Genomic DNA, 20904 nt, shown 5'->3' on the forward strand with positions numbered 1-20904 from the left:
TTCTGTGAATGTCGAGCAATTGTTAGCTAATCTTACTAAACAGGGTGTGAAGTTGTGGGTTGAAGGTGAGCAGCTGCGTGCCAATGCTCCAAAGGGCGTATTAACGCTAGAAACTCGTGACTTATTAGCTAACCATAAGGCAGAACTTATTTTGTTACTGCAAGAGAAAAATGCGAACCCCGACACAGATTTACCCCTCGTCAAAGCCGATCGCCTCCAGAACTTACCTCTGTCATTTGCCCAAGAACGACTCTGGTTATTAAACCAGTTGGAACCAGATAGCCCCTTCTACAACGAACAAACAGCTATAAAACTTCACGGTCAGTTGAATGTTGTGGCGCTAGAGCAAAGTCTCAACAAAATTATTGCTCGCCACGAAGTTTTACGTACCAACTTCCGCACCATCAACGATCGCCCAGTCCAGATTATTGCTGACAGCTTAACCTTAAGTGTGCCAGTAGTAGATTTAACAGATTTACCGGAAAGTGAAAGAGCGATCGCTTGCCAAAAATTAGCCACGACTGAACTTGCTCGACCTTTTGACCTTGCTAGCTCTCCTTTAATCCGAGCTTGTGTGGTGAAACTCACAGAGCTAGAACACGCTTTTATACTAACAGTCCACCACATCATAGTAGATGGTTGGTCAACAGGTATATTGATGCGCGAGTTAGCAATCATTTACTCAGCTCTATGTAATAACTTGTCCCCAAAGCTACCAGAGCTACCAATTCAGTATGCCGACTTTGCGATTTGGCAACGGCAATGGTTGCAAAAAGAAGTACTGCAAACGCAGCTTGATTACTGGAAGCAACAACTCAAAAATGCTCCTACCTTACTAGAATTACCTACAGACCGACCTAGACCAGCCATTCAAACTTACCGGGGCGCAGTCCAATATGTAGAATTATCAAGCGAACTGAGTCAAGCGATCGCTAATTTTAGCAGGCAAGAGGCAGCTTCCCTATTTATGACGCTGTTCTGTGCTTACGTTACCTTGCTTTATCGCTATACAGGCTCCGATGATATTGTAGTGGGTACGCCCATTGCTAACCGCGATCGCTTAGAACTTGAAGGGTTAATTGGCTTTTTTGTCAATACTTTAGTATTACGTACCGATTTGTCAGGCAACCCCAGTTTTGGGCAATTGCTCAGTCGAGTACGGCAGGTGACATTGGAAGCTTACGCTCATCCAGACCTGCCCTTTGAAGAGTTGGTAAAAGCATTGCAGCCACAACGAAACCTCAGCCATACGCCACTGTTTCAGGTGATGTTTGTCCTCCAGAATGCACCCATATCTGAAGTAGAACTTGCTGGCTTAACTATCAGTTCTTTACCAGTAGAAGGTGCAACTGCCAAGTTTGATTTAACTTTATCAATGCAGAATACAAGCACTTCGACTACGCTCAGTACAAGCACTGGATTGGTGGGTATGTGGCAGTACAACGCTGATTTGTTTGATGAGCGCACAATCGAGCGAATGAGTGGGCATTTTGTAACATTACTTGAAGGAATTGTTGCTAATCCTCAAGAGCGAATTGCACAATTGCCTCTGCTGACAAAATCTGAGCAACAGCAGTTACTCGTTGAATGGAACAATACTCAAGTAGATTATCCCCAAGATAAATGTATTCATCAGTTGTTTGAAGAACAGGTAGAACGTACACCCGATGCTGTAGCGGTAGTGTTTGACAATCAACAACTCACCTACCATCAGTTGAATTGTCGTGCTAATCAGTTAGCTCATTACTTGCACTCATTGGGTGTCAAACCAGACACGCTGGTGGGCATTTGTGTGGAGCGTTCTTTAGAAATGGTAGTTGGACTACTAGGTATTCTCAAGGCAGGTGGAGCATACTTACCACTAGATCCAGAGTATCCGCCTGAGCGTTTGCGCTTCATGCTAGAAGATGCTACTGTTTCGGTGCTGTTAACTCAACAACAACTGATTGACAAACTTCCTCCAAATCAAGCACAAGTTGTCTTTTTAGATGAAGCTTGGTCAGAAATTGCCCAAAACAATCAAGATAATCCAAGCAGTGGAGTCAAAGCTTTTCATCTAGCTAATTTGATTTACACTTCAGGATCTACAGGTAGACCCAAAGGTGTGATGGTTGAGCATCAGGGATTGTGCAACTTAGCTCAAGCTCAGAAAATAACTTTTGGCTTGACTTGTTCTAGTCGCGTTCTCCAGTTTGCCTCCTTCAGTTTTGATGCAAGCATCTCAGAAATTTTGATGGCTCTGTTTTCAGGTGGAACGCTTTATCTAGGAACTAAAGACTCTCTATTGCCAGGAGAACCATTAATTAAGCAATTACGTAAGCATTGCATTACCCATATCACCCTACCACCATCGGCGTTAGCAGTTATGCCTGTGGAGGAACTGCCGACACTGCAAACAATAATTGTCGCCGGAGAAGCTTGTCCTCTTGAATTAATCAAGCAGTGGTCTGTTGGCAGAAACTTCTTCAACGCTTACGGGCCAACGGAAGCTAGTGTCTGTGCGACTATTGCCAAATGCACTCCTGAAGATGAGAAAATATCTATTGGTAAGGCGATCGCCAATACGCAAGTCTACATTTTAGATGAAAATTTGCAACCAGTTCCCATTGGTGTGCCTGGAGAGTTACACATTGGGGGTGTGGGATTAGCAAGAGGCTACCTCAACCGTCCTGAGTTGACACAAGAGAAATTTATCTCCAATCCCTTTCAAAGAGGCAGGGGAGCAGCACTTCGACTACGCTCAGTGACCGAGGGGCAGGGGAGCAGAGGGGAAACAGAAGACCAATCTTCTAATTCTGAGCGCCTTTATAAAACTGGGGATTTAGCACGCTATTTACCGAATGGTGACATTGAATACTTAGGGCGCATTGACAATCAGGTAAAAGTCCGTGGCTTCCGCATTGAATTAGGAGAAATTGAAACAGCACTGAGCCAACATGGTGATGTGCAGACTTGTTGTGCGATCGCCCATGAAGATATCCCAGGAGAGAAGCGCCTTGTCGCCTACGTAGTACCGTATCCACAGGTAACTTGTACTGAGCAAAGTCGAAGTACACTCACAATCAACCAACTGCGGCAATTCCTAAAAGCAAAACTCCCAGAGTACATGGTTCCAAATGCTTTTGTAGTGCTGGAGTCCCTGCCACTAACTCCCAACGGTAAAGTAGACCGCCGCGCCCTACCAGCACCAGATTTACACAGCGAACAAAAAGGCAAATATGTCGCCCCACGCACACCCATTGAGGAAATGCTGGCACAAATTTGGACACAAGTGCTGAAACTAGAGCAAGTGGGTATAGATGATAACTTCTTTGAAGTTGGGGGACATTCATTACTAGCAACGCAATTGCTTTCACGTATCCGTAACATTTTTAAAGTGGAACTACCATTGCGTGAGTTGTTTGCCAAAGCAACAATTGCCGAATTAGCGCGATCGCTTGAGCAATTGCAGCAACAAGTACTTCGACTTCGCTCAGTACAAGACTTAGAATTTTCTACACCACCCATCTTACCAAGGGCAAAAAATACACAATTACCACTGTCTTATGCTCAACAGCGTTTGTGGTTTTTAGACCAGTTACAGTCTCTTGGTGGCACTTATAACATACCTCTAACTTTGCGTTTAGCAGGAACTCTTAATCAAGCAGCTTTAGAAAAAAGCTTACAAGAAATTATTTATCGCCACGAAGCATTACGTACTAACTTTATTACCGTTGATGGACAACCAATACAAATTATTAGGGAACAGGAAATAGGCAGGGGGCAGGGAGCAGGGGGCAGGGAGCAGGGGGCAGGGAGCAAGAGGCTTCCTTTAAGCCAACTAACATCTACACCTTGGACAGTATCTATTGTTGACTTGAAGCATTTATCCACACTTGTACTGAGCGAAGCCGAAGTAACCGAAAAAGAAATTGCTTTGCAGCAATTAGTGCAAAAACAAGCTATTCAAGCTTTTAACTTAGCAAATGAACCATTGGTCAGAGCAACATTAGTTGTGCTGTCTGAGACAGAACACGCTTTGTTAGTATTCATACATCACATTGTCTGTGATGGCTGGTCAATGGGTGTGTTTGTCCAGGAATTAGTAGCTCTGTACAATGCTTATTCTCAAAGTCAGCCGTCACCTTTAGCACCACTGCCGATTCAGTACGCAGATTTTGCCATTTGGCAGCGAAACTGGTTGCAAGGGGATGTACTCCAAAGCCAACTGAGTTATTGGCAACAACAACTAGCCAATGCACCAACTTTATTGTCACTACCCACTGACCGCCCCAGAGGGGCTGTGCAAACTTACCACGGCGCATATCAAGAGTTGGCACTCTCAAAAGAATTAAGTGTTGCGCTCAAACAATTGAGTCAAAAAGAAAGTGTCACCTTGTTTATGACGCTGTTAGCAGCATTCCAAATATTGCTATGGCGCTATAGTGGGCAGGATGATATCTGCATAGGTACGCCGATCGCTAACCGTAACCGTGCAGAAATTGAAGGGTTAATTGGCTTTTTTGTCAATACCCTGGTGTTGCGTACCCGCTTGGATGGTAATCCCAGTTTTAGCCAGCTATTATCACAGGTGCGAGAAGTGGCTCTGGGAGCATACTCTCATCAAGATTTGCCTTTTGAAATGTTGGTGGAAGCGTTGCAGCCAGAACGAAATCTCAGCCATAACCCAATTTTTCAGGTATGGTTTAATTTACAGAATTTGGCAAACACCCAACTAGAACTTTTTGGGTTGTCTGTAGAACCTATATCGATGTCAGAAGCGGCTTCCAAGTTTGACTTAAGCTTGTATGTTGCAGAATACGAACAAGGAATAACTCTGCAACTACTCTATAATGCTGATTTATTTACTTCAGAACGAATGGTGGAAATGGTGCAACAATTCCATCATTTGCTGAATCAAATTGTGGCTGAACCTGATAGTGCGATCGCCTCTTATTCTCTTGTCACACCACAAACCCGATTTTTACTACCAGATCCCACAACAGCCATACCACAACCAGAATACGAATTAGTTACAACAACGTTTACCTCTTGGGTAAATAGCACCCCAGAACAGCCAGCAGTCCGTCAAGGATCTCGCACTTGGAACTATAGGGAATTAAGCAAAAGCTCTCAAGATTTAGCTAGGGTGATGCTAAGTCACGGAATCGAACGGGGAGATGTCGTAGCGGTGTACGGCACATCAAGTTTTGGATTGATTGCCAGTGCGATCGCTGTTCTCTTGAGTGGAGGAGTTTTACTTACCATCGATCCGCAACTTCCTAGTCAACGCCAACGGCTAATGCTTCAGGAAGCTAAAGTTAAATGCATATTGTATGTCGATAGTCAATACCCAGAAGACCGGGAAATATGGCAGTCTTTAACTGTTATCTGTATAAATCCAGACACAGCAGTAGCTATAAATTATCGCCAAGAAAGCAGTCATCCAATACTTCTGCCGGAAATATCTGCTAATGATGCAGCCTATATTTTCTTTACTTCTGGTACTACTGGCGTTCCTAAAGGAGTGTTGGGGTGTCACAAAGGGATGGCGCATTTTCTCAATTGGCAAAGACAAACCTTTGGAATTAATCAAAAAGACCGCATTGCCCAATTAACAGGACTTTCCTTTGATGTCGTTTTAAGAGATATTTTCTTACCTTTGACCAGTGGTGCAACCTTGTGTCTGCCAACACCAGAGGATAAGTTAGAACCAACGAAAATTTTGGGTTACTTGGAACGCGAGCAGATTTCTGTTCTCCACACAGTTCCTTCCTTGGCGCAATCATGGTTAACTAGTGTCCCCTCGGAAGTATCTCTGCATAACTTACGCTGGTTATTCTTAGCCGGAGAACCTCTGAAAGAAACGCTTGTACTGCAATGGCGAGATGCTTTCCTCCAAGCAGGTGAAATCGTTAATCTGTACGGGCCGACAGAGACAACTTTGGCAAAATGTTATTACCAAGTACCTAATGAACCCACACCAGGAGTACAGCCAGTAGGACGGACACTTCCGGAAACTCAAGCTCTAGTTTTGAGTGCAAATGGTCAATTGTGTGGTATTGGGGAAGCGGGCGAGATTGTTTTGCGGACACCATTTCGCAGTTTGGGCTACATTAACGCCCTAGAAGAAATGCGCTCTCGGTTTGTTAAAAACCATTTTCGCAATGATGAGCGGGATTTGTTGTATTATACAGGCGATCGCGGTCGCTATCTTCCAGATGGCTCTCTCGAAATTCTTGGTCGCCTCGATCGTCAAGTCAAGATTCGCGGCATACGCATTGAACTTGGAGAAATTGAGACAGTATTAGCACAACATCCATTTGTACATCAGACTGTTGTAATTGCCCATGAAGAACGCTTAGTGGCTTACATTATTCCCAATCAGGATTCAACACCTACCATTAGTGAAATCCGGCGCTTCCTCTCCACTAAGCTACCACAGTATATGATGCCTTCTAGTTTTGTCTTCCTAGATAGCTTGCCCCTGACACCCAACGGTAAGGTAGACCGCCGTGCTTTGCCTACACCTTCTAACATTAATAACCTAGATACATTTGTCGAACCCCGTAACCAATTAGAACTGCAACTGGTGCAAATCTGGTCAAAAATTCTGAAAGTTGACAAAGTAGGAGTACAAGATAACTTTTTTGACTTAGGTGGTCATTCTCTTTTAGCCCCCTACTTAATAACTCAAATTAAGCAGCAGTTTGGTAAAGATGTGAGTTTAACAAGCCTTTTCCAAAACCCAACTATTGAACAGTTAGCGACAATTTTGCAAATAGACTCGAATTATTCAAATTCGTCTTGTCTAGTACCAATTCAGCCAAACGGTTCAAAGTTACCTTTCTTCTGCATTCCTGGCGCTGGCGGCGAACCTTTCTACTTATATCACTTAGGGCGTTATTTAGGAGATGAGCAACCATTATACAGTTTTCAAGCAAACAATCTAGATGTAGAGCCAGACACCCGAATTCAGGATATGGCTAGTCATTACATTCAAGCAATGCAAACCGTCCAGCCGCAAGGGCCATACTTTTTAGGAGGACATTCGTTAGGAAGTATAGTAGCTTTTGAAATGGCGAATCAGTTGCTCGATGGGGGACATGAGGTTGCTTTAGTCGTCATACTTGATATGTCAGCACCAACTTCTAAAGACAAACAAGCACGTATTGAGCGTCTTGATTGGGATCATGCTCGGTGGTTGATTGAGGCGATCAAAGCAGTAGAAGTTTCTCTATCAACCAACATGGATATTTCTTACGATACCCTGCGATCGCTATCTGAAAAGGAGCAACTAAAATATGTTTTACAGCATTTAAAAATGGTGAATATGCTGCCTCCTCACGCTGAAATTAATCAGCTGAAAAACATGGTGCAAGCTTTAAAAGCAAACTCTTTATCTCTGATTAATTATGTACCAAAACATCTCTATCCGGGTCGAATTACGCTTCTACGTGCCAGCGAGACTCCCCCGGAACGGTTGAATAGCAAGTTTTCTGAAATTTCCCAAGATTCGACCTGGGGCTGGAGTGAGTATTCTTGCGAACCAGTAGATATCCATTTTGTTCCAGGCAATCATATCACGATGATGGCAGAACCCCACGTCCAAGTCTTAGCCGAACAATTGAAAAATTGCATTCAGCAAGCCTTATGTAGGCAAGGGGGCAGGGGGCAGGGAGCAGGGAGCAGGGAGCAGGGAGCAGGGGGCAGGGGGCTTTCTGGGGCAGGTTTTTTTGATTAGACAAATTTTTGGGATTTTAAAACCAAAACCATTGTCTGAGAACTTAAAACTACGTTCAATAATTGAGAACATTCTCAACTATTTATCGAAAGCCTAAAAGCCTGCCCTTGAAAGGGGGCAGGGGGCAGGGGGCAGGGGGCAGGGGGAAAGAGAAATATATTATCTGAGTAAATTAGATAATTTATTTTTTGGAAGTTTTAAAGCAAATATGGCGTTGTTGAGTATGAATATCAATTGAGATTTGTAACTCATGTAGAGACGCGATTCATCGCGTCTGAAAGACCAATTTTCGACGCCAATAACCTTTAACCCAAGCGTATTGATTTTTCACCAAAACCGAAATTTGAAATTTAAATGTAAGGAATTGTATTATGACTGCTGCTTCTAATCAGATTAAATCGACACTGTGGGATAAAAAACAAGAGTATCCCTTAACTACAGAAACTTTAAAAATGCTTCTCGAACACCGAATTCCTCTGATTCGGTTGAAAGAATTTGCCACACCCGAAGAGTGTGAGATGTTATATACTCAATCTCAATCGCTCAACTTTAACGCTTATGAAGATGTCACTCCTAAAATTGAAAAAGTTGGCATCACAGTGTTTGAATATAACAGCATTAGTAAAGGAAATTATTTTAAAGAAGTAGAACGAGCAGCTAAATTAAGAGACTCCATTACAGCAGCTTCCTTCAATCCATTAGAGCGCATAATGGCGAAATTTCGAGAGTGTGGCGTGAATGTGCGAATTGCTTCTGAACCAGATTACGGTAGCTATTATGCAGGACTGATCAGAAAAATAGAGCATGGAACCCAAATTCATATTGATTTTGCGCCAATAGAGCAATCTGAATGGGAAGTTTGTACAATTACTGCTCAACTTTCTTGGACTTTGTATTTGAAATTATCTGACAACAATCATGGTAAAACTTGTATTTACGATCGCCGTTGGCAACCAAGCGATGAGCAATATAAACTCGATTCCTACGGATATAGCGATCGAGTAATTGCGGATGCAGATGCGATCGCTTTCCAACCTTACGTAGGAGATGTACTGCTTTTTAATACAACCAACTTTCACTATGTTGAGCCGATGCATGGACAGCGTGTAGCTTTCACTTCCATGATTGGCTTACTTCCTAACGGTGAAATTATTTTCTGGTCTTGAAGAAAGCAGCCCCCTGCCCAAAGTGAGGTAATGATTCATGCCCAATGCAGCTGTGATGACTGCGCCTAATGAGCCAGTTACAATCCAACAATTACCAAACCCTATTTTAGAAAAGGGTGGAATCATTATTGAAACCATATATTCTGAAGTTTGTGGAACTGATGTACATTTACTCCGTGGGCATTTAGAAGGAGTACCATATCCAATTATCCCCGGTCACTTTTCAGTCGGTCGTGTGGTGGAAACAGGTGGAGAGGTTAGTGATGTCAATGGTAAATTAATTCAGCCTGGAGCGATCGCTACTTTTCTCGATGTTCACGAAACCTGTTACAACTGCTGGTATTGTCTAGTAGCCAAAGCATCCACTCGCTGTCCACAACGCAAGGTTTATGGTGTCACCTACTCAGCCAAAGATGGATTACTAGGTGGTTGGTCTGAATTGATTTACCTCAAACCAGGGGTGAAAGTTCTCACTTTACCTGAAGAAGTCTCACCAAGGCAATTCATTGCTGGGGGATGTGCTTTACCAACTGCACTACACGCTATCGATCGAGCGCAAATTCAAATTGGTGATATTGTCGTGGTACAGGGTTGCGGCCCTGTAGGTTTGAGTGCGGCAATTCTGGCTTTACTCTCAGGTGCAGGTAAAGTAATTGTCATTGATAAATATGAAAGTCGCTTAGTAGTTGCCAAATCTTTCGGCGTAGATGAAACCCTGGTAATTAATGCTAACGACCCACAACAACATATTGAGCGGGTTTTGGAATTGACACACGGACATGGTGCTGATGTCACTATTGAAGCCACAGGCATTCCCATTGCTGTCAAAGAGGGTTTGAATATGACGAGAAATGGCGGTCGTTATGTGGTTGTCGGGCATTACACAAACACGGGTGAAATTCTCATCAATCCCCACTTAGAAATTAATCTCAAACATATTGATATTCGCGGAACTTGGGGAATTGATTTCAGCCATTTTTACAGAATGATTGAATTACTAAAACGCCATAGTGATTCCAGTAAAAATATTGCTTGGGAGAGGATAATTAGTCGTTCATACACACTAGCAGAAATTAATCAAGCTCTGGCGGATGTTGAACAAGGTTCTGTATTAAAAGCTGTAATTCAACCTAATCTATATTGATACCAACAACATATAAAATAAGGAGAAAGATATGCTCAAAGATTTAAAAATTGCCTTTATCGGCGGTGGTACGATGGGCGAAATGATAATTAGTAGATTGTTATCGACAAAAACTATTCAACAACCCGATTTAGTTATAGTCAGTGACCCACTTTCTACGCGATGCCTGTATTTAGAAAGGGAATATGGAGTACGTACTACAACCTCCAATATAGAAGCTATACAAGGCGTATCGATTGTGATATTGGCTGTAAAGCCGCAGGTTTTAACCTCTGTTATGGCTATGCTGAAGGATAAAATTTCACCTGATGCTTTAGTAATTAGTATTGTGGGTGGAGTAGGTATTGCATCTCTGTGCGAAGGGTTGAATCATCCTGCTGTTGTTCGTACAATGCCGAATATTGCTGTACAAGTTGGTCATGGGACTACGGTGTGGAGCGCATCACCAAGTGTGACAGAAATACAGCGATCGCATACGCAAGTCATTTTACAAGCATTAGGCAAAGAATTTACTACCCAAAATGAACATTATTTGGATATGGCAACGGCGTTGAGTAGCGCCGGCACTGGGTTTATCTTTCTGTACATCGAAGCGATGATTGATGCTGGGGTACAGATGGGTTTAACTCGCGCACAAGCCCAAGAACTAACATTGCATACGATTGCTGGGAGTGTAGAACTAATGTTTCAGACTGATGAACATCCAGCAGTCTTACGCAACAAGGTAACGAGTCCTGGTGGAGTGACTGCTGCTGGTCTTTACGAGTTAGAAAAAGGTGGGATGCGAACTGTCATCTCTAATGCCGTGCTTACTGCTTTGAGCCGCACTCAACAGTTAGGCAATATGATTTGAATAAGTAGTGGTGAATGGTATTCTTGATTCGGTAATTATTACTGATTATTCAACACTAAAAACTATGAAATATAATTTTCAGAAATTCCAGTTTATTTATCAAATATGTCAACCCAAGTTATTCAAGCTAAACCCGCAACAAATTTTTTTACAGACTTTATTCGATTTTGGGAAAATGTAAAAGCGATCGCTGGCCCTTATTGGTACCCAAACAAGCCAGGAGAAAGAGCTTTTTCAGATGTGATTCGTGCCTGGGGAATGCTGATTCTCCTAATATTTCTCATCTTCACTCTTGTCGGTGTAACTACTTTTAATAGTTTTATTCATCGTTATTTAATCGATGTTATTATTCAAGAGAAGGATTATTCTAAATTTAGTTATACTATAGCTTTTTATGCTGTTGGACTTGTATTAATAACACTTCTAGTAGGACTGACTAAATTTGTAAGAAAACAAATTTCTCTTGATTGGTATCAATGGCTCAATAATCATGTTTTAAATAAATATTTAAACAAACGTGCTTATTATAAAATTAATTTTCAATCAGATATTGATAATCCAGATCAACGTTTATCTCAAGAGATTGAACCAGTTACTGGTAATGCTCTCAGTTTTTCAGCCACTTTCCTAGAAAAAGTACTGGAAATGATAACCTTTTTAATAGTTGTCTGGACAATTTCGCAACAGATAGCTATTGCTCTAATTATCTATACAATTGTAGGCAACTTTATTGCTATTTACTTAAATCAAGAATTAATTAAGATTAATCAGGCAGAACTTGAGGCTAAAGCTGATTATAGCTATTGTTTAACTCATGTTCGCAATCACGCCGAGTCGATAGCTTTTTTCCGAGGAGAAGAACAGGAACTAAATATAGTTCAACGCCGATTTAGTATTTTGGTCAAAGAGATTAAACAAAAGATTGATTGGGAGAGAAGTAAGGAAATTTTTAACAGAGGATATCGGGCTGTTATCGAACTGATCGCACTCGTAGTACTCGCACCTTTATATATTAAAGGTGAAATTGATTTCGGACAAGTTGGACAAGCTACTACAGCTTGCTATATGTTTGCTGGTGCTTTAGAAGAATTAATTCGAGAATTTAGTGTTTCTGGGCGATTTTCTAGTTATGTTGAGCGTTTATCTGAGTTTTCAGATGCCTTAGAAGAAGTAACTAAACAACCCGAAAATGTCAGTACTATTAAAACAATAGAAGAGAAGCAATTTGCTTTTGAGCATGTGACATTACAAACACCTAACTATGAACAGGTGATAGTCGAAGACTTGTCATTAAACGTTCAGTCTGGAGAAGGTTTATTAATTGTCGGGCCAAGTGGTCGAGGTAAAAGTTCTTTATTGAGAGCGATCGCAGGTTTGTGGAATGCGGGAACTGGTCGTCTGGTGCGTCCTCCGCTACAAGATGTCTTATTCTTACCCCAACGTCCTTACATTATCTTAGGAACTTTGCGCGAACAATTACTTTATCCTAATACAAATCGTCAGATGACCGATGCAGAACTCAAAGATGTTTTGCAACAAGTAAACCTGCAAAACTTGCTCAGTCGAGTTGAAGGTTTTGATACTGAAGTTCCTTGGGAAAACATATTATCTTTGGGAGAACAACAACGTTTAGCCTTTGCTCGACTATTAGTTACTCATCCTAGCTTCACTATCTTAGATGAGGCAACGAGTGCTTTAGATTTAAGAAATGAAGGGAGTTTATATCAACAGCTACAAGAGACAAAAACAACATTTATTAGTGTTGGACATCGAGAAAGTCTATTTAATTATCATCAATGGGTTTTAGAACTCTCACAAGATTCCAGTTGGCAACTTGTAACCGTGCAGGATTATCGACTGCAAAAAGCAAGAGAAATTGTCACTAATACTTATGAAAATGCTGAAAACACAACAGATGTTTTACCTAATAATGAACCACAATTAGAAATCAGTACAAGCGAAAGGTTTTCTCATAAAGAAATGAATGCATTAACGAACTATTCTGTTTCCACTATTAGAAGTAAGGCAAGCAAAGGGGAGTCTATCACTACTAGGGATGGCTTAACCTATCGCTATGACAAAGATCCCAAAGTGTTGAAATGGGTGAGAATTTAACAAAGTAAAAAATAAATTATCTAATTGATAGGCTTTACTAAGACTTTTTCTCCCCTGCTTATAGTGTGGGGATAAAGTGACACTCCCTTTTTTGGCTGATTGCAATCGCACCTGCGGAATGTGGGTTTGACAGCTTAAAGACCAAATAAAAAACTAACTTTGATTTTATCTTTATTTCCATCATTTCCTGTTTTGACAACAACTTAATTTACCAGAAATTATGAGTGAGAAAGTTACCATGCTAAGAGCAACAAAGTGGCAAACATTAAATGACTGTGAAATGAATCAGCAAAATTTCCAAGCATTGCTGAGAAATGAAATTCCATCAATTCGCATTTCTAAATTTGCTTCATCTGAAGAATGTCACAAATTAGCTTTGGCAATTGAAAAAGTTGGGTTTAATTTTTATAAAAATGTGGAACCACCAATAGGAAGAATTGGAATTACCCAATTTGAATATATAAAAAAGGATAAAAGGGGATATTTTGATGCGGTTGAAAAAGCTAACAAAACTTATAATCAGGTAACTTCCTTATCTTTTGACCCGCTAAAACGTTTGACAACAATTCTCCGGCAGAATGTCTCTAGTCAAGTACAAATTGCTTACGAAAATGAAGCTTATGGATATTACTTCGCTGGATTGATACGTCAGATTAATGTTGCCTTGCTACACATAGACTTTGCAGGGTTAGATGCTCCAGATTGGGTAATAGGAAATATTACCTCGCAATTAGTATGGAATCTCTATGTCAAAGCGCCTAGTCAAGGAGGTGTTTGCAAAGTCTATAACCGACAGTGGCAGCCTGAAGATGAAAAATATAAAACTCCTGGTTCCTATGGCTACGATCGTTCTTTAATAGCTACCTCAGAAGTAAAACATAATATTCCGCTCACAGGAGATTTGGTCATCTTCAACAGCCGTAATTTTCATGAAGTCTTGCCAGGCATGGGAGAACGTATAACAATTAACTCTTTTATTGGAAAAATGCCGGGAGGTGATTTAGTTTTTTGGTCGTAAAGACAAATTAGAACTTATAATATCATGTCCGGCTAATTAGTTATGATTCCCTTTCTCTATGCAGAAAGCCTAAAAACTCCTCCCCTCTGCCCCTAGAGCGGTCTTAATGATAAGTTTTTAAGCGGACACGATATTATAAGTAAAATTAGCGATCGCCCGCAAGCTCGTTAACGCCAGTCACCTACAAAAGGAAACCCTCCCTGCTGGACTAACCGGACTGCCTCAGGCTCTGCATAAATATCAGCATTTTTTGTTTGAAAGTAACTTCAGATTAAAAAAGCATAAATTTACTCGAATTTATAACTAATTTTTAGATTTCCTTTTTGACGTTTGGCTTTAGTAACTACTACACTTTTTAGTTCATTAAGTGATTTTAAATGAGTTCCACCACATGGAGTTGGATGAAGATTGGCAATTGTTACTACTCTTAAAGGTTTTCCTGGAGGTAGGTTATTGGGTATATTAGACCAACGCACTGCCAATTCTTCTGATGTAATCAGTGAAGCTTCTACATTGCTAGCTTCATCTAAAGCTTCACTAATTTTTGTATTAACTTCAGCAATAAATTTTTCAGTATTTTCAAATGAAGGGCTTCCTTGAAACTCTACATAAGAACCATCCGGAAAATGATATCCTTTGACTGCGATGAGATTTTTATCAAGGGATTCGACTATTGTGTACATGAGATGTCCAGCCGTATGAGCTTTAGCATTTTGCATACGACGGGTTTCATCAACATATAAAATTACTTCTTCACCTTTTTCTAAAGATATAGATGAAAAATCTCCATAATGACGAACTTCTTCATCTACAAAGCTTACGAAAGTGATGGGAATCTGAACTCCTCTGGCTTCAATTGTGCCTATATCTGAAGGCTGACCACCACCCTGTGGATAAAACACAGTACTATCGAGTACACAATAATCACCCCGCTCATCATTAGCAATATACTCAACGCGAGCCTGATAAGTAAATTTATAGGTATCTTCAAGATAAGCAAGTACTGTGGACATAGAAAATCTTTCAACTTGACTTTGATCCCGATTATAAACCTCATCCATCTTGAAGACTGGAGTTTGTTCAGAAGATATATTACTCTGAATAAGGGGGTGAAATAAGCAACCTATACTGTAATATGGTTCAGTTAAGCCCAAAAGTTATGTAAATTAACGTGAATTCGATGAACCTCTCCCACGGGCAAGGGAGGAGCAACGAGAAATTAGGGTTTTGGCTTTCCTTTCCAACATGGAGAGGGGTTGGGGGAGAGATCAAAAAAGGGCTTGTCGAACTCACGTTAAATTAAGTATTGTCGCTTAGAATTAAAGATAACCCGGTGCATCTGAAAGAATTTTCTTTATTGTCTCCAAACATACAGGATACTGAGATACTGAAAGCAATCAAGACAGCTATCCCAGCAGAGGCAATTGAGGGGCTGAAGACAGCCTGAAAGAATTTTTCTGGGGTGAACCCGATCGACAGATGATGCAGTTTATTGCCAAAAATCCTTAGAGGTTGTTTGAAAAGTCACAAAGTATACTATAAACCCCACTTCCATTCCTCTCCCCGTTGGCGTCAGCCTGCCGTTAGGCAAGCGGAGAGAGGCTTTGAAACCCCCATTCCCTTGTAGGGAAGGGGGGCTAGGGGGGTTAGGTTTCTGAGACTTAGATGTTACCAAAAATACTTTTCAAAAATCCTTAGAGCCTGTATTTTTACAACGAGACATACAGCCCCTTACATAGTGGTAAATACATCAATGAACCGCAAGGTATGGCAACCATATTACCAAAGTATGAATTGCCCAAGGAGGAAAACTGATGAGTTCATTTGTGCTTGGTTTTCAAAATATAGACAAAACAAAACTCACCTTTGTTGGGGGTAAAGGCGCGAACCTGGGGGAACTTTCCAAAATTGAAGGAATACTCGTACCAGATGGCTTTTGTATTTCTACTGAAGCTTTTAAAAGAATCATTGGGGAAACGTCGTCGATTAACGAATTACTCGAACAGTTATCGCATCTATTGGTGGAAGACCGGGACAAAATCGGCGAACTTAGCGGTGAGATTCGCTCTTTCATCGAAGGGATAACCATTCCTCAAGACATTAATGAAGAGATCGCCCACCACCTCTCCAGGCTTGGAGAAAAAAACGCCTATGCAGTAAGATCCAGCGCAACTGCTGAGGATTTACCGACAGCCTCTTTTGCAGGCCAGCAGGATACGTATTTGAACATTATCGGGAAGGAAGCAATTTTAAAGCATATCAGTAAGTGCTGGGCATCGCTATTTACCGAGAGAGCAATAATTTACCGCCTCCAAAACGGCTTCGACCACCGTCAAGTCCACCTGTCTGTGGTTGTTCAGAAGATGGTATTTCCCCAGGTGGCAGGAATTTTGTTTACTGCCGATCCCGTCACTTCTAACAGGAAGGTGTTATCCATTGATGCGGGCTTCGGACTTGGTGAGGCTACGGTATCCGGGCTTGTGAATGCTGATATCTATAAAGTGTGTAACGGCAAGGTTATTGATAAGAAGATATCTACCAAAAAACTGGCTATTTACGCCTTAAAAGATGGCGGTACGAAAGAACAGGAAATTGAACCTGAACGGCAGAATAGACAAGCACTGACAGACGAGCAGATTTTGCAGCTTGAGCGCATCGGTAGGAAGATTGAAGCACATTTCGGCTGCCCCCAGGACATCGAATGGTGTTTGGTTGATGACACATTTCATATTGTCCAGAGTCGCCCCATCACGACTTTATATCCCATTCCTGAAACAAGCGATCGCGAAAATCACGTCTATGTATCTGTCGGTCACAACCAAATGATGACCGATGCCATGAAACCATTGGGATTGTCTTTTTTCCTGTTAATGACCCATGCACCCATGCACACTGCTGGTGGAAGGTTGTTTGTTGATGTTACAGCGACGCTGGCTTCACCTGTCAGCAGAGAAACGGTATTAAACGTCACATTGGGAAAATCCGATCCGCTCATGAAAGACGCACTTACAACCATCCTAGAGCGGGGAGATTTTATAAAATCGTTACCCGACGAGCAGAGTTCCGGCAAAAGCGGTAAAGGTCGATCGCCTGCGGATTTTCAAACCCTAAACGACTACGATCCGGCGATTGTTGCTGATTTGATTCAACAGAGTCAAACCTCGATCGACGCGTTAAAACAAACCATCCAAACAAAATCAGGAGCGGATCTGTTTGATTTTATCCTGGAAGATATCCAGCAATTAAAAAAGACCAACGCTGATTCACAGAGTTTTGGTGTGCTTATGACTGGGATGAATGCTTCCTCCTGGATCAATGAAAAAATGAACGAGTGGTTAGGCGAAAAAAACGCAGCGGATACACTTTCTCAATCAGCACCCAACAATATTACGTCGGAAATGGGTCTGGCACTATTGGATGTTGCGGATGCGATTCGTCCTTACCCGGAAGTCATTGAGTATTTGCAACAGGTAAAAGAGGATAACTTTCTAGGTGAATTGGTGAAGCTTGAGGGTGGACAGGAAGCCCAGAACGCGATCGCTACTTTTCTTCACAAATACGGAATGCGATGTGTTGGAGAAATCGATCTTACGAGAACTCGTTGGAGCGAAAACCCAACCACACTTGTTCCGATGATTCTCAGTAACATCAAAAATTTTGAGCCTGGTGAAAGCGATCGCAAATTTGAGCAAGGGCGACAGTCAGCTTTGAAAAAAGAACAAGAGTTATTAAATCGATTGAAGCAATTACCGGATGGTGAAAAAAAAGCCGAAGAAACAAAACGAATGATCCGCCTAATTCGGAATTTCATCGGTTATCGAGAATATCCAAAATACAGCATAGTTAATCGCTACTTCGTTTATAAGCAGGCTTTACTGAAAGAAGCCGAACAACTCGTACAAGCCAACGTTATTCATAAAAAAGAAGATATATATTATCTCACTTTTGAAGAACTTCGCGAAGTCGTACTCACAAATAAACTGGATTACCAGCTTATCAGCAAACGAAAAGACGAGTACAAATTATATGAAAAGCTAACTCCCCCACGTGTTATCACGTCTGATGGTGAAATTATTGCAGGTCGGTACAAACGAGAAAATCTCCCTGCTGAAGCTATTATAGGTCTACCTGTTTCCTCTGGAGTTATAGAGGGACGAGCGCGTGTCATTTTAAACATGGAAGATGCCGATCTAGAAGATGGAGATATATTAGTCACCTCCTTTACTGACCCTAGCTGGACACCATTGTTTGTATCCATAAAAGGCCTAGTCACCGAAGTTGGTGGACTGATGACACATGGAGCAGTTATCGCACGTGAATATGGCATAAGTGCAGTTGTCGGAGTGGAGAATGCTACCAAGCTGATTGAAGACGGACAGAGAATCCGGGTGAATGGAACGGATGGCTATATAGAAATCCTCAGTTAATATACTAGTAGTCTGCCAACCCAAAAATGCGCTTGTGAGGGCTGGGGAAAGGGGAAAGGGAATTCATGGTAAGGAATTTAAACTCTTTCCCCCTTGAAGCTGTATGAAGTTATGCGCTTTATAATTCCAATAGTGGACAAAAGCTCACTGTGGTTGAACTTTTGTTGGAGTGCCTAGACGTAAAAGCGCGGCTTTTAGAGTAAAAGTACACGAGCAAAACCAAACTACTATTAATTGGTAAGCTTGCAGTATATTTTGCTAAAAAGCTTATAATAGCTCTACTACAAAAGTTCTGGATTAGCACAGTAGAATATGACATTGAAAAACACTTTTGGTGAATATAGTTTTGTTACTAAACTAGACGTTACTAATCTCGAAGCTAGTGCCGAGTGGTACAAATCCAAGCTTGGGTTAGTTCCTGAAGAAAAATATGACACACCTAGCTGGAGACAGTTTAGTTTTCCTGATATTCCACGCTTTGCAATCGGATTGAACTTGAGTGACTCAGTTGAACCAGGTAATACTGTCAGTACCTTTGTTGTCAATGATATAGTTACTGCTCGTCAAAGCCTGACTGAAAAAGGAGTCTCAGTTGGGCCAATTACAGATGTCGGTCATGGAGTGCAATTATCCACTTTCAAGGATCTTGACGGAAATTTGTTAGGGCTTAGGCAAAATCCGCAGTCTTAGCTTGGATTTACACCTAAATCGGGGAATTAGAGTGATGGAAACGCGATTTTTAGGAAAGTCCGGTCTTAAGATTTCGGTTCTCAGTTTCGGTACAATGACATTCGGTGGTAGCGACTTCTTCCAAGAAATTGGAGCGACTCAGGTAGACGAGGCGCGACATATGATTGATATTTGCCTTGATGCAGGTGTCAACATCTTTGACACAGCAGATGTTTACTCGAATGGACTTTCTGAGGAGATTCTTGGTAAAGCTCTCGGAAAACGTCGTTCTGATGTAATTATTGCAACTAAGGCTTATGGTCGTATGGGAAAAGGAGCAAATGATACTGGATTGTCACGTTATCATCTGATTCGAGCCTGTGAGGACAGCCTACGACGATTAAACACAGATTACATCGACCTCTATCAAGTTCATGGTTTCGATGCTTTGACTCCACTAGAAGAAACGCTTCGCGCCTTAGATTCACTTATACGTAGTGGCAAAGTTCGCTACATTGGCTGCTCTAATTATTCAGCTTGGCATTTAATGAAGGCGCTGTCTGTATCAGAGCGTTTGAACTTGGAGCACTATGTGTCACAACAAGTTTATTACTCGCTTGTGGCGCGAGAGTTGGAATTTGAACTAATTCCTCTAAGTTTAGATCGAGGTGTGGGTATCTTGGTGTGGAGTCCGCTTGCTTTTGGTTTCCTCTCAGGTAAGTATCGTCGTGGTCAGTCGGAACCAGAAGGAACGCGACGAGCAAAAATCGGTGATATTGGCACTGTCAGTGACCTGGAAAAGGGATACGACATTGTGGAAGTTCTGCACGAAGTGGCTAATAACCGTGGTGTCAGTGTTGCTCAAGTCGCACTCAACTGGCTGTTACGTCAGTCTGGTATTACATCGGTTATTATCGGAGCGCGGAATGAACAACAACTTCGAGACAACCTTGGTGCTGCTCAGTGGGAGCTAACATCAGAGGAAGTAAATCGGCTCAATCAGGTTAGCGCGATCGCGCCAATTTATCCTTACTGGCATCAGCGCAAGTTCGGAGCTGAACGCATTCCACAATAAAATTCCCAGTTGCGATCGCATCAAGGCAGTGAGCTTGGTGCGATCGCTCTCTATCTGCTTGTTCTAACCCGTTGAGGAAGTTTTATAACTAAATCAGAGGTAAACAGTAGAGAAGCGGATACCGTCTGCGATCGGTTGGTTTGTACTGAGTTCTAAATTTTGGTAAATTTAGCCTCAAAAGAGACTGTCTGATTCTAAGCAGAGCCTTGAGCGAAAGCTACGCAATAAATATTTCTAGCGATCGCTTGATTAAACTCTTTGCGGAACATAACCACGATGGACGCACAAATTACTCATTCCCGATCGAGCAACAGAAACGGGCAACAGTTGATAGGTAATTATTTTTCAAACCGTTGTTCTTGCTGTGGTTGTTGTTGACGTTGAGTGGGTTGGAGTTTTTTTAAAATTGTTGGTGGTGTAGCTTGGCGAAATGCACCACAATAGTGCATGGTCATAACTGCTTTGAAAGCCCAATGGTCTGATGGAACATCAGTAAAAGGATTTGGTAAAGTTTGGGCTTGATTTTGAACACAAGCATTCACAACTTGATTTGATGTTGCTGGAACTTCAGTTACAGGTTCTTGAGATTTAGCAGGAGTAACAAAGCTAGTAGTCGCTAGTACTACGAGTGTAGCTAAAATTTTGTACTTCATAACTTGAGTTTTCTAGAGATGGCATTTAACCCTATCTTAGTTTGCAGACAGCAGTCCAGGA

At 41.6% G+C, this 20904-nt stretch carries 12 protein-coding genes; 10 read left to right on the forward strand and 2 right to left on the reverse strand.

Annotated elements, in window-relative coordinates:
• Window positions 1-4 precede the first annotated feature (4 nt).
• From ACR5KR_RS03580 to ACR5KR_RS03605, 6 genes are all read left to right on the forward strand, one after another.
• The gene (locus ACR5KR_RS03580) at window positions 5-7723 is read left to right on the forward strand and encodes an amino acid adenylation domain-containing protein (protein WP_448265468.1); all 7719 of its coding nucleotides are present in this window, start codon (window positions 5-7) and stop codon (window positions 7721-7723) included.
• Window positions 7724-8094: 371 nt separating this feature from the next.
• Window positions 8095-8889, forward strand: coding sequence for a 2OG-Fe(II)-dependent halogenase WelO5 family protein (locus ACR5KR_RS03585; protein ID WP_448265469.1), 795 nt, complete (start codon window positions 8095-8097; stop codon window positions 8887-8889).
• Window positions 8890-8926: 37 nt separating this feature from the next.
• Window positions 8927-10033 carry a zinc-binding dehydrogenase gene (locus ACR5KR_RS03590; protein WP_448265471.1) on the forward strand — a complete coding sequence of 369 codons (1107 nt, stop codon included), beginning with the start codon at window positions 8927-8929 and terminating at the stop codon, window positions 10031-10033.
• A 31-nt stretch (window positions 10034-10064) separates the two neighbouring features.
• The gene (gene proC, locus ACR5KR_RS03595; protein ID WP_448265472.1) at window positions 10065-10886 is read left to right on the forward strand and encodes a pyrroline-5-carboxylate reductase; all 822 of its coding nucleotides are present in this window, start codon (window positions 10065-10067) and stop codon (window positions 10884-10886) included.
• A 105-nt stretch (window positions 10887-10991) separates the two neighbouring features.
• Entirely contained in the window at window positions 10992-13001 is a 2010-nt protein-coding gene (locus tag ACR5KR_RS03600; RefSeq protein ID WP_448265473.1) for an ABC transporter ATP-binding protein/permease, read from the forward strand.
• Window positions 13002-13221: 220 nt separating this feature from the next.
• A complete protein-coding gene (locus tag ACR5KR_RS03605) occupies window positions 13222-14019 on the forward strand; it encodes a 2OG-Fe(II)-dependent halogenase WelO5 family protein (protein WP_448265474.1) in 798 nt (265 codons plus the stop codon).
• 287 nt (window positions 14020-14306) lie between these two features.
• On the opposite strand, the gene ACR5KR_RS03610 is transcribed toward ACR5KR_RS03605, so the two are convergent.
• Window positions 14307-15032, reverse strand: a complete 726-nt coding sequence (locus ACR5KR_RS03610; protein WP_445627734.1) for an alanine--tRNA ligase-related protein — start codon at window positions 15030-15032, stop codon at window positions 14307-14309.
• An 801-nt stretch (window positions 15033-15833) separates the two neighbouring features.
• On the opposite strand from ACR5KR_RS03610, the gene ppsA reads away from it, so the two are divergent.
• The 4 genes from ppsA (at window position 15834) to ACR5KR_RS03630 (ending at window position 20528) form a co-directional block, all read left to right on the forward strand.
• Window positions 15834-18446, forward strand: a complete 2613-nt coding sequence (gene ppsA / locus ACR5KR_RS03615; protein ID WP_448265475.1) for a phosphoenolpyruvate synthase — start codon at window positions 15834-15836, stop codon at window positions 18444-18446.
• Window positions 18447-18758: 312 nt separating this feature from the next.
• Window positions 18759-19136: a VOC family protein gene (locus tag ACR5KR_RS03620; RefSeq protein ID WP_448265476.1), complete on the forward strand. Its 378-nt coding sequence runs from the start codon at window positions 18759-18761 to the stop codon at window positions 19134-19136.
• Window positions 19137-19170: 34 nt separating this feature from the next.
• Window positions 19171-20190 carry an aldo/keto reductase gene (locus tag ACR5KR_RS03625; protein ID WP_448265477.1) on the forward strand — a complete coding sequence of 340 codons (1020 nt, stop codon included), beginning with the start codon at window positions 19171-19173 and terminating at the stop codon, window positions 20188-20190.
• Between the two features lie 206 nt (window positions 20191-20396).
• A complete protein-coding gene (locus ACR5KR_RS03630; RefSeq protein WP_445627730.1) occupies window positions 20397-20528 on the forward strand; it encodes a hypothetical protein in 132 nt (43 codons plus the stop codon).
• On the opposite strand, the gene ACR5KR_RS03635 is transcribed toward ACR5KR_RS03630, so the two are convergent.
• Window positions 20529-20843 carry an S-layer protein gene (locus tag ACR5KR_RS03635; protein WP_445627729.1) on the reverse strand — a complete coding sequence of 105 codons (315 nt, stop codon included), beginning with the start codon at window positions 20841-20843 and terminating at the stop codon, window positions 20529-20531.
• Window positions 20844-20904: the final 61 nt, after the last annotated feature.

The sequence above is a fragment of the Nostoc sp. DSM 114159 genome (assembly GCF_053470285.1).